Annotated in this window: 8 protein-coding genes; 2 read left to right on the top strand and 6 right to left on the bottom strand. The window is 41.7% G+C overall.

What is annotated here, in order from left to right; translation table 11 throughout:
- From ACTHJT_RS08350 to ACTHJT_RS08325, 6 genes are all read right to left on the bottom strand, one after another.
- The coding region (locus ACTHJT_RS08350) for an aminotransferase class III-fold pyridoxal phosphate-dependent enzyme (RefSeq protein ID WP_440237559.1) at window positions 1–839 on the bottom strand (839 nt) is incomplete at its 3' end.
- Window positions 832–1,452 carry a dethiobiotin synthase gene (gene bioD, locus ACTHJT_RS08345; protein ID WP_440237558.1) on the bottom strand — a complete coding sequence of 207 codons (621 nt, stop codon included), beginning with the start codon at window positions 1,450–1,452 and terminating at the stop codon, window positions 832–834. The genes bioD and ACTHJT_RS08350, both read right to left, overlap by 8 nt.
- Entirely contained in the window at window positions 1,449–2,573 is a 1,125-nt protein-coding gene (locus ACTHJT_RS08340; RefSeq protein ID WP_440237556.1) for an aminotransferase class I/II-fold pyridoxal phosphate-dependent enzyme, read from the bottom strand. The genes bioD and ACTHJT_RS08340 overlap by 4 nt, the downstream gene beginning before the upstream one ends.
- A gap of 3 nt (window positions 2,574–2,576) precedes the next feature.
- Window positions 2,577–5,732: a CHAT domain-containing protein gene (locus ACTHJT_RS08335; RefSeq protein WP_440237555.1), complete on the bottom strand. Its 3,156-nt coding sequence runs from the start codon at window positions 5,730–5,732 to the stop codon at window positions 2,577–2,579.
- Window positions 5,733–5,839: 107 nt separating this feature from the next.
- A complete protein-coding gene (locus ACTHJT_RS08330) occupies window positions 5,840–6,826 on the bottom strand; it encodes a 2-hydroxyacid dehydrogenase (protein WP_440237553.1) in 987 nt (328 codons plus the stop codon).
- 149 nt (window positions 6,827–6,975) lie between these two features.
- Window positions 6,976–7,362: a DUF1573 domain-containing protein gene (locus ACTHJT_RS08325; protein WP_440237552.1), complete on the bottom strand. Its 387-nt coding sequence runs from the start codon at window positions 7,360–7,362 to the stop codon at window positions 6,976–6,978.
- Between the two features lie 128 nt (window positions 7,363–7,490).
- Between ACTHJT_RS08325 and ACTHJT_RS08320 the strand changes: the two genes are divergently transcribed.
- Window positions 7,491–9,479 carry an AMP-binding protein gene (locus tag ACTHJT_RS08320; RefSeq protein ID WP_440237550.1) on the top strand — a complete coding sequence of 663 codons (1,989 nt, stop codon included), beginning with the start codon at window positions 7,491–7,493 and terminating at the stop codon, window positions 9,477–9,479.
- Between the two features lie 89 nt (window positions 9,480–9,568).
- Window positions 9,569–9,730 (top strand): hypothetical protein, encoded by a 162-nt coding sequence (locus ACTHJT_RS08315; RefSeq protein ID WP_440237549.1) that lies wholly within the window; start codon window positions 9,569–9,571, stop codon window positions 9,728–9,730.
- Window positions 9,731–9,985 lie beyond the last annotated feature (255 nt).

The raw sequence follows: 9,985 nt of genomic DNA, 5'->3' as shown, positions 1-9,985 counted from the left end.
GTGGTTACACCTAAAGGCAGCAAGCCGCCGGTAATGGCTTTGGAAAAGCACATCAGATCGGGTTTGCGCGTACAGTAATGCGATGCGAATTTTTTTCCTGTTCTCCCAAAACCGGTCATGACTTCATCTGCAATCGTCAGTACACCGTATCTGGCGCATACATCCATCATGCGCGAAAGTAATTCCGGTGTATATACACGCATGCCGCCCGTGCCCTGGATCAGCGGCTCATAGATGAATGCTGCAACAGGGTGTTTTTGAAAATACGTTTCCAGCTGCTGCAGTACTTCTTCATCGTTTGTACCATCGGGAAAAGGAATGAACAATACCGGATTGAGCAACGATTCAAAAGCTTCGGTAAACAGACCACGCGCGCTCACAGACATGGCGCCAAATGTATCGCCGTGGAATGCCCCTTCAATTGCTACAATGGTTGTGCGCTCCTCGCCTTTATTTTTCCAGTACTGAACAGCCATCTTCATGGCCACTTCAACAGCCGTGCTTCCATTTTCTGAATAAAAAAGACGGCTCTGGTCGCATGCCACGACGCGCAAAAAATTAATAGCAAAATCTACCGCTGGCTTATGCGTGAAGCCTGCAAACAAGGTATGGTCCAGCTCCAGGATCTGGCTCTGTACAGCCTTTGCCAGCTGCTCGTTTCCATGACCATGGATGTTGACCCACCAGGATGATATGGCATCCATCAGCTTTGTGCCGTCTGCCAGGTGCAGGTACATATCTTTTGCAGAAACAACTTCTGCATACGGTCTCTTATTGATTAGCGGTGTGTAGGGATGCCAGAGGTGTCCGGCATCTTTTTCCAGCAATGTCTTATTCATACCAATGCTCAAATAATTTTACTGCATATGCTTTAACAACTGCGTCTGTAATTTTTTCTTCCGGATATACATGCAGCAGTTTTTTATAACCGGTATGTTTCAGGATAATCCGTTCTGTTTCTTCGTTCGGCTCTCCATTGAATATGATTCCTTTCACTTTGATACCGCGACGCTTTAATTCTTCAGCAGTAAGCAACGTATGATTGATACTGCCCAGATAAATATTCGACACAAGAATAACTTCAGCATCAAACTGTGTGATGAGGTCTGCAACAACTGCTGTATCATTCAACGGGACAAGCACTCCGCCTGCACCTTCAATGACCAGATCGTTGCCATCCGTATCCGGCAATTGAATGGATGCCGGATCGATAACGATATTTTCTTTTTTCGCTGCCGCATGCGGAGACGCAGGATACTGCAGCCGGTACGCTTCGGGATGAATGATGGAATGTTCACTGTTCAACAATTTGCGGATGGTGTTGCTATCGGTTTCGATCATGCCTGCCTGAACGGGTTTCCAGTAATCTGCCTGCAAGGCATTCACCAGTATCGCACTCACCAGTGTTTTACCTGAATCGGTTGATATTGCTGTAACGAAATATTTTTTCATAGATTTTTTTTGATGCAGGCTAGCAGGTCTGTTAATTGTGTTTCCGTATTGAATGCATGAATACAGAAACGCAAACGTTCCTCGCCTTTTTTCACGGTAGGTGAAAGGATCGGACGCACATCAAAGCCCTGCGCCTGGATTTTCTGTGCGAGCTCTTTCACACGGTCATTGCCGCCAATCTTCAATACCTGTATTGAACTGGTGCTGACAATGTATGAATCGAATTGCTTTAACCCTGCTGAAAACTGTTGTATATTTTTATGTAAGGTTGTCAAAATATTTTGTGCGCCGCGTAATTTTTCAAATGCTGCCAGCACAGCAAAAAAAGAATGCGGCGAGAATGCGGTGGTATAAATGAATGCACGTGAAAAGTTGATCAGATAATCGATCACCATCTTCTCACCCGCTACACAGGCGCCATGAATACCCATGGCTTTCCCAAAGGTATGAATACGAATGTCAACATCATCCTGCAGGCCTTCAGCCAGCACAAAGCCTTCGCCATATGCACCGCAGGTACCCGTGGAATGTGCCTCGTCTACAATGATGCAGGCATCGTATTGTTTTGCGATCCGGATAATTTCTTTCAGTGGCGCTTTATCCCCATCCATGGAATAGATGGATTCTACTACAACAAAGATATCGCCTTTGGCGCGTTTGATTTTTTTCTCAAAATCTTCCAGGTCATTATGCTTAAAAGAAATTCGGTCGGCAAAAGATAAGCGTGCGCCATCTTTCAAACTGGCATGAATAAGCTCATCATACAGAATCGTATCTCCTTTCTGCGGCAATGCCGAAAGCACACCAACATTGGCGCTGTAACCGGAATTAAAGATCAATGTTTTCTCTGCCTGGAAAAACGCTGCCAGGCAGGTCTCTGCTTCTTCGGCCAGCCTGGTATTACCCGACAATAACCGTGAACCTGTTGACCCGTTACATACTTCAAGCCTGTATTGTGCTTCTTTATTCAGAACAGCATTGAACAATTCCTGGTCGCGGGCAAATCCTAAATAGTCATTGGAAAAAAAATCAACCAATCCTTCCCGCACAATTAATGTACGAAAAGAGTTGTCGGCATGACGGTCTTTTAATTTTTGTAAAATTTTATCTCTGTATGACATGATTTATTTTATACAGATAAATGCTGCCCAGTAAAACGGGGAAGGATGTGTTTTCATTAATTCAAGCTGGGCATTTCTGAATGCCTGCGCTGTATTTTTATCTTTAATCCAATACTTATAGAAACTGCTCATAAGCAATTGTGTTCCTTCATCATTTACCTGCCATAAACTCATAAGCATATTATCGGCGCCGGCCAGCATAAAAGAACGCTGCAAACCAAGTACACCCTCTCCGTTCATTTGTTCTCCCAGGCCTGTTTCGCAGGCTGATAAAATTACCAGCTGTGTATTTTCCAGATTCAACTGCATGGCTTCATACGCCGTAAGAATACCATCATCCAGGGTATTTCCGTAGGATTGGTTATTCAGGGTATAATTAGAGCCCGCCAACAGAATGCCCGAACGCAATAGCGGATTCTCTTTATAATTAACAGCAGTATTTGTTTCCTCCTCCAATTCATAATCCTTTACAAAATACCCATGTGTGGCGATATGCACAACATATGGACTCTTCAGACTTTTAATGCTGGTCTCCGTGGCTTTGTTTGCTGTGTAAATTTCTGCATCAATGCCGCCCGTTTTTAATATTGATTGAATTTTTTCCACTTCAATTTTTGTCTGTGGAAGTTCATTAAGCTGGTAACCTCTCAACTCTTCCGGATTCACCTGCGCCTGGCTGAAATTCAATGAATCTGCCAAAGGCTGTATGGCATAGTTATAATCCGGATGGCCGAATAAAAAAGCTTTTTCTGTACCGGCAGCTTTTGTATCTGCGGATGTGATCAGGCTGCGCAGCATAGGTACATACTGTACCGTACGTTTTTCCATTAAATAACCGCCATCCGGTAATTTAAGGGCAGCAATATTAATTTTATTGTATACGCCATCCGGAGAAAAATAAATCGTTGTTTTGTTTTGCAAATGTTGGTCAATCTCTTTCCAGAAGGCATTGTAAAATTCAGTTGTTACCTGGTTGAATTTTACAGCATTCTGAAACCCTTTATAATAGCCACCTTCCAGCTTATTCCCGTTTTTCAGTACTACCAATACAGGACCGGCAGTTGTTTCCCTGGTAAGAATCAGTGCTGCATAAACAACAGAATCGGTCCAGGTATTATTAAATACCTGCATGCGGATCATCTGTACAGCTGCTTCATTGTCTTTTAGTTTTACCTGTACATCTTTCCAGTGTACATTCCGGATCTCGCGCGCTATTTTAAAATCAGCAGACCGGACCGCAATATTTTTTTCCAGCGTATTTACTTCTTCCTGTAAAGCAGGAATATCAATACCATCATCTGCTATTTTCTGTTTGGAAAAGTTATAGTAGGTAGCCAGCAATTGTTTCTTCTGTTCCCAGGTGTTATAGGTACCAAGCAATTCATGATCGCCCTTCTGAATGATTTTACTTTTCAGATGTTGGGTATAATTAAATACAATCGACTTTGTAGCGAGTGAATAATCAAACATGGACCCGATCAGTTCAGGATTTTTTTCAGATTGCTTTACACATACAGCATTATAAAATTCAAACTGGTCGTACGTTTTATTCCAGTATTTCAGTTTTTCAGCCTCACTTAAAAAAGTAAAATTGTCGTATATCATGGAAATATTCATATCCAGCACCTGTCTGGTATCCTGGATCGCTTCCCGGATATTTCCTGAACGGTATTTAAGCAGGGCGATGTTTGAATAAGTGGTCCAGTAATCCGGATGTTTCCGTCCAATCTGGGCATCATAGATGGCAAGCGCTTTATCAAACTGCGCGCGCGCTTTGCCAAACTCACCTGTCGCTGAATATACTTCTCCCAGATTGTTGTAGGTATCTGCACGTTCAATGGCATTACTGATGGTATCGGCTTCCAGAATCTGAAGCGAAAGATTAAAATACTGTAGTGCCTTTTGCATATTATTTTCCTTTATGCTGATTACACCGAGGTTGTTCAGGATCCTGGAATAATTGGGATCGGAAGTGCCATAGTAGGTTTTATAAAAATTCAGGGCCTGATTAAAATAATCAGACGCATTTGCATATTCCTGGCTTGCCTGATAAATCGTGCCCATGGAGTTGAGGTAATTTCCATACTCAGGATATTTTTCGCCTTTATATTTTTTTACTGTTGCCAGCTGCAGCTGCATCATTGAAATAGCGGCAGTATAATTCCCGAGCCTGCTATACAGCAATGCCAGATTGTTCTGTGTATTCCAATAAGTGATATTACCTTCAAGCCCCAGTTGTTTTTTAAGCTCCAGTGATTTTTTATAAAAATATTCCGCGTTCTTATAATCACCTTCTTTATCATATACATTTCCGATATCATTCAGTGATTTTGCATACTCAGCACTCCTGTCACCTTTTACTGTTTTAAAAATAGTTGCGGCCCTAAAAATATTTTGTCCGCCATCTTCGTAAAAGCCAAAATCCAGGTTAAGGATTGCCAGGTTATTCAGCACCGTTGCATACTCGGGCGAGTTATTGCCAAAAAGAATCTTATGACGGACGAGTGATTCTTCATAATATTTTTTGGCCTGTGTATAGTCTGATAAATCATGATAAAAACTGGCAATATTATTCAACAGGAATGCAAATGCTTCACTGTTTTCAAAGCCATTTGCCTGCATAAGTTCGTAACTTATTCCGTAGTTTTTTTTTGCTTCCGTGATTTCTCCCGTTAACGTTTGGATATAGCCAAGATCAGAATGCAAAGAAGCCAGCAGCAGGAGGCTGTCCTTAACATGCTCCTGAATGATCTTTATAGCCTGCGCGGTGGCCTGTTCGGCTTTATCGGTTTCATTGCAATTCAGTAAAATATAAGATTGATTTTGCAATGTGTTGGCATATTCATAAGATTGCGTTCCCGGTTTAACGGCATAGATATTTTTTGCTGACTGTATATACAGCTGGCTGTTGGGGCAATCAAATAAGTAATAATATACAACAGCAAGATCCAGTAACGACTTTGCGTGTTCCGGATCCTGTGCACCGAATTTCTTTTCTGTGTAAGATTTGATAGAAACTGCTTTTTTCAAAGCTGCCTGATAATCGCCGGAAGCGGTGAGTTGCTCGAGTGCGGTCCGTTCTGCCGGAAGAGATAGTTGAGCACATGCGTTTTGGATAAATAAAAGTATCCAGATACCGGATATTATTCTGCAAAGCATAGTATGGGGTTTTACTTTACGAATATAATTAAAACACCCATAAATCACCTAAAGAGCCGCATTATTCAACGCACTTCATTTATCACACACCTATTGCTTTCTTTGCATTACAGCTCATTTTCAGCTGCTTCACCTTTGTGCCAGCGGCTCAAATTAGCCAGTGTGGTATTGGCAATGCTTGTCAGCGCATTGGTTGTTAAAAAAGCCATGTGTCCCGTAACCAAAACATTTTTAAATGCCAGTAATTTATCGAACAATGGATCTATTGTTTTGTTTGCTGAATGATCAAAAAAGAATAATCCCTTTTCTTTTTCATATACATCAATACCCAGTGCACCGATTTTACCGGATGCAAGTCCGTCGATTACATCCTGCGTATTGATCACGCCGCCTCTGCCGGTATTGATGATTACAACACCATCTTTCATGGCTGCAATGGATGTTTTATTGACCAGGTATTTGGTGTGTGCGTTTAACGGCGCCTGGATAACCAGGATGTCTGCAACCTGGTAAATCTCTTCCAGTGTGGTGTAACGCAGGTTGTATTGCTGTGTATATTCTTCTTTTGGAAACGGATCAAAGCCCAGCAGCTCACAACCGAAGCCGTGCAGGATCTTAGCTGTAATACCGCCGATTTTCCCTACTCCAATGATTCCTACTTTTTTATGATGCAGGTTAAATCCTACCAGAGGTTCCAGATTGAAGTTGTATTGTTTCACGCGCGCGTCTGCTTCCACAATGTGGCGGCTCAGCGCTGTTAGCAGGGTTACTGTATGTTCAGCAATCGAATGCGGTGAATACGACGGTACATTGGCAACATGCACACCGAATTTATGTGCCGCTTCTTTATCGGTCTGGTCGTGCCCGGCCGCACGGATCGCGATGCCTTTCACGCCATAACCTGCCAGCTTCTCAACAACGGGTGCTGATGCATCATCATTCACAAAAATACATACGGCAAATGCTCCTTTGGCAAGATCTGCTGTATCTATATTCAATTCGTCCTCAACATATTCAAATGTAAAAATCCCGTTCTCCAATGCGTCAAAATGCGTTCTGTCATAACTCCGGGTGCTGTATACAAGTACTTTCATAATTGTTTGATCGTTCTTTGAAGCAATAATATTGCACTTAAAAAATGAAACAAACAATGAGGAAACGCATAAAAAAATGCCCTTTGTGACAAGCAAAGGGCATTCTGAAAATAAACTATAAACTATATAAACTAAAACAACTACACGTTTTATTGAGGAGCAGAGTCCCCGATGACCCCCTTGATCGTTATGATCGATGTTGCAGGAGATGTATTGGAAATAATAATCACGCTTTTTTCAAAGCTGCCCGATTTATTTTCAATCTTGAATCCACCGCGCACAACAGCCGATTTACCTGGTTGTATAACACCTTTAGGCCATTCTGCTAAAGTACAATCGCATGATGTCTTAACATCATTAATCTGTAAAGGTTCATTTCCGGTATTGGTGAAGGTGAAATTATACCATAATGTGTCCTTCCCGGCATGTACAGTACCAAAATCATGCGACGATTCTTTAAACGTAATTTCAGCCTGTGCATTGGAAACCAATGACAAACCCGTTAAAAAGAAGAATAATAAATAAACACGAGTCATATCTATTAATGATTTACGGATAATAGTGCAACTATTGTGCCATAATCAACGAAAGATTTCTACTTTTAGTTTCATTATCTCTTAAATTGTTTATTACGTATTTATTTAAGATTTCAACGGATCAGCATATGAGTAAAACATACAACCATAAACAACATACCTGGATGGATTTTCTGAATCAGAATCAAAACCAGCCTTTTACTGTTTTGTTAAATAAATTTCGTGAAACCTATACAGAAACGGATATACCGGTAGTATGGACGCCTGAGAAATATGCGATAACGTCTAACATCAAACACTGGATGCAGATGCTGAACATCAACACTTATCCAGATTTTTATCAATGGTCTGTTGAAAATAAAGCCGCATTCTGGGAAACTGCTGTAAAAAATATTCCGGTTGTATTTGAAAAACATTACAGCATTGTTCTTGAAGAGACCGGGGATCCGGATAAAATCACCTGGTTTAAAGATGCCACATTTAATATCGTTGACAGCTGCTTCCAGGCTGATCCGGCACAAACTGCCATTTATTTTCAGGCTGAAGGCAATAACAAAATCACACAGATCAGTTATCAGGAATTGTATAACAGAACACGTAATTACGCTGCAGGCTTTATAAAACAAGGCTTTTCGGCACATGACCGTATTGTTCTCTACCTTCCCTTCAGCATTGAAGCCATTGCTGTATACCTGGGACTGATCTATATTGGTGCAGAACCGGTGCTGGTCTCAGACAGTTTTTCTGCTGCTGAATTAAAGAAACGCATCGACATCATCCAGGCGAAAGCGGTGCTTACTATTGATTCGTATATGTATGCTGAAAAAACAATCCAGGTGCTGAGTAAAGTGGTGGAAGCTGATCCCGCCGCAATCATTCTGCATACGACAGATAAAAACTCCAATGCCGCTGCAATCCGAAACAATCATTCGGATATACTGCTGTCAGACCTGGAAATAACACCAGCGGATACACTTACTTCTTATAAGCATTCCAGCAAAGATATTATCTCAATACTCTTTTCTTCCGGTACAACGAAAGAACCTAAAGCATTGCCCTGGCTGGCAACTACTCCTATAAAATGCGCTACAGATGGAAAACTACTGCAGGATATCCACGAGGGTGACGTTGTAACCTGGACCAGCGGCATGGGCTGGATGATGGCTCCCTGGCTGATTTTCGCCAGTCTGCTGAATAAAGCCAGCATTGCTGTATACAACGGCGCCTATTCAAAGAAGGAATTCATTGATTTCACGGTACAAACAAAAGTAACGGTATTGGGTACTATTCCTTCTGTTGTGAAAAGCTGGCGGGCACAGCAATTCGGTCCCATCGCGGACTGGCACGTACGGATTTTCAGCTCTACTGGCGAGCCCTCTGATACGGAAGATTATTTATACCTGTGTTATCTGAATAGCTTTAAAGCACCCATTATTGAATACTGCGGTGGTACAGAAATCGGCGGCGGTTACCTCAGCAGTTCGGTGGAACTTCCCAATGCGCTGTGTCATTTCAATACACCGGCACCCGGCAGTGAACTGATTTTAGTAGACCCGGATAAAAACATCGTCACACAACAAGGCACCGGTGAAGTATTTTTAATTCCTCCCGCTGTAGGCTTGTCGCAGCAGATCTTAAATAAAAACCACCGCGAAGAATATTACTCTGACCTGCCGCAGATTAAAGGATACGCGCTATTGCGCAGGCACGGCGATGGTTATACCATGAATACGTATCAGGATGTCCGTTTTTATAAAAGTACCGGCAGAACTGATGATACCATGAACCTGGGCGGCATCAAAATCAGTGCGGTAGAAATAGAAGCGGTTGTTAACAAACATGCTGCTGTATTTGAAAGTGCTGCTGTCGCTTACCAGGAAGCAAACGGCGGACCGGAGAAATTAGCCTTATTCGTTCAAACAAAAAATGCCATAATCGATACCACTCTATTGCAGCAGGAATTACAAAAAATCATACAGACACAATTAAATCCCCTGTTCAGGATATCTCTGCTTATTTTGAAACAATCCTTCCCCAGAACGGCCTCCAATAAGCTAATGCGTAAAGATTTAAGGAAAGAAGTAACAGAATCATTAAAAAAGAATTCAACTTCATAATGCCTTCAGAATTGCTACAATAAGCCTTCAGATTTCTGTGTTATACTTGTATCATAAAATTAAGTCAGGCACTTTAAACAAGTACAGATATGAAAAAGTTAGTAGTATTCTCAACATTGGTATTTACTTTACTTGCGTTTAACGTATCAGCCGCTACCGCATCTCACGGACACAAATACAAAGCGCATCACAAGTTTCATAAATCCGGTCACCACCATGGTCACCACGCAGATCCGTCATATCAGAATTAATAATAGATAGTTTAGTTTTCCGTTCAGTCCCGTTTAGTTAAAGTAAAACGGGTAGCCTTAATAAGGTTACCCGTTTTTTTTATTTTTATAAAGTTGAAAGAATTAATTCAGCGATAAAGGCGGCATGCTGTATTGAGCTGTATTATGAAACGCCAGCTTATGGATTGAATACACCATATAACCGATTAAAGGAAACGTTGCAAGAATATCTCCCACTTCCTGCTCGCTTTCAGCAACAATTGTTACCCATAATTT

Origin of the sequence: Cytophaga sp. (genome assembly GCF_051961495.1) — a bacterium.
Classification (GTDB): Bacteria; Bacteroidota; Bacteroidia; order Cytophagales; family Cytophagaceae; genus Cytophaga.
This window is presented reverse-complemented; position numbering and strand designations above follow the sequence as displayed.

Coding starts and splice junctions, on each gene's coding strand:
- ACTHJT_RS08315 (WP_440237549.1), top strand. CDS start 9,569: ATGAAAAAGTTAGTAGTATTCTCAACATTGGTATTTACTTTACTTGCG.
- ACTHJT_RS08320 (WP_440237550.1), top strand. CDS start 7,491: ATGAGTAAAACATACAACCATAAACAACATACCTGGATGGATTTTCTG.
- ACTHJT_RS08325 (WP_440237552.1), bottom strand. CDS start 7,362: ATGACTCGTGTTTATTTATTATTCTTCTTTTTAACGGGTTTGTCATTG.
- bioD (WP_440237558.1), bottom strand. CDS start 1,452: ATGAAAAAATATTTCGTTACAGCAATATCAACCGATTCAGGTAAAACA.
- ACTHJT_RS08340 (WP_440237556.1), bottom strand. CDS start 2,573: ATGTCATACAGAGATAAAATTTTACAAAAATTAAAAGACCGTCATGCC.
- ACTHJT_RS08330 (WP_440237553.1), bottom strand. CDS start 6,826: ATGAAAGTACTTGTATACAGCACCCGGAGTTATGACAGAACGCATTTT.
- ACTHJT_RS08335 (WP_440237555.1), bottom strand. CDS start 5,732: ATGCTTTGCAGAATAATATCCGGTATCTGGATACTTTTATTTATCCAA.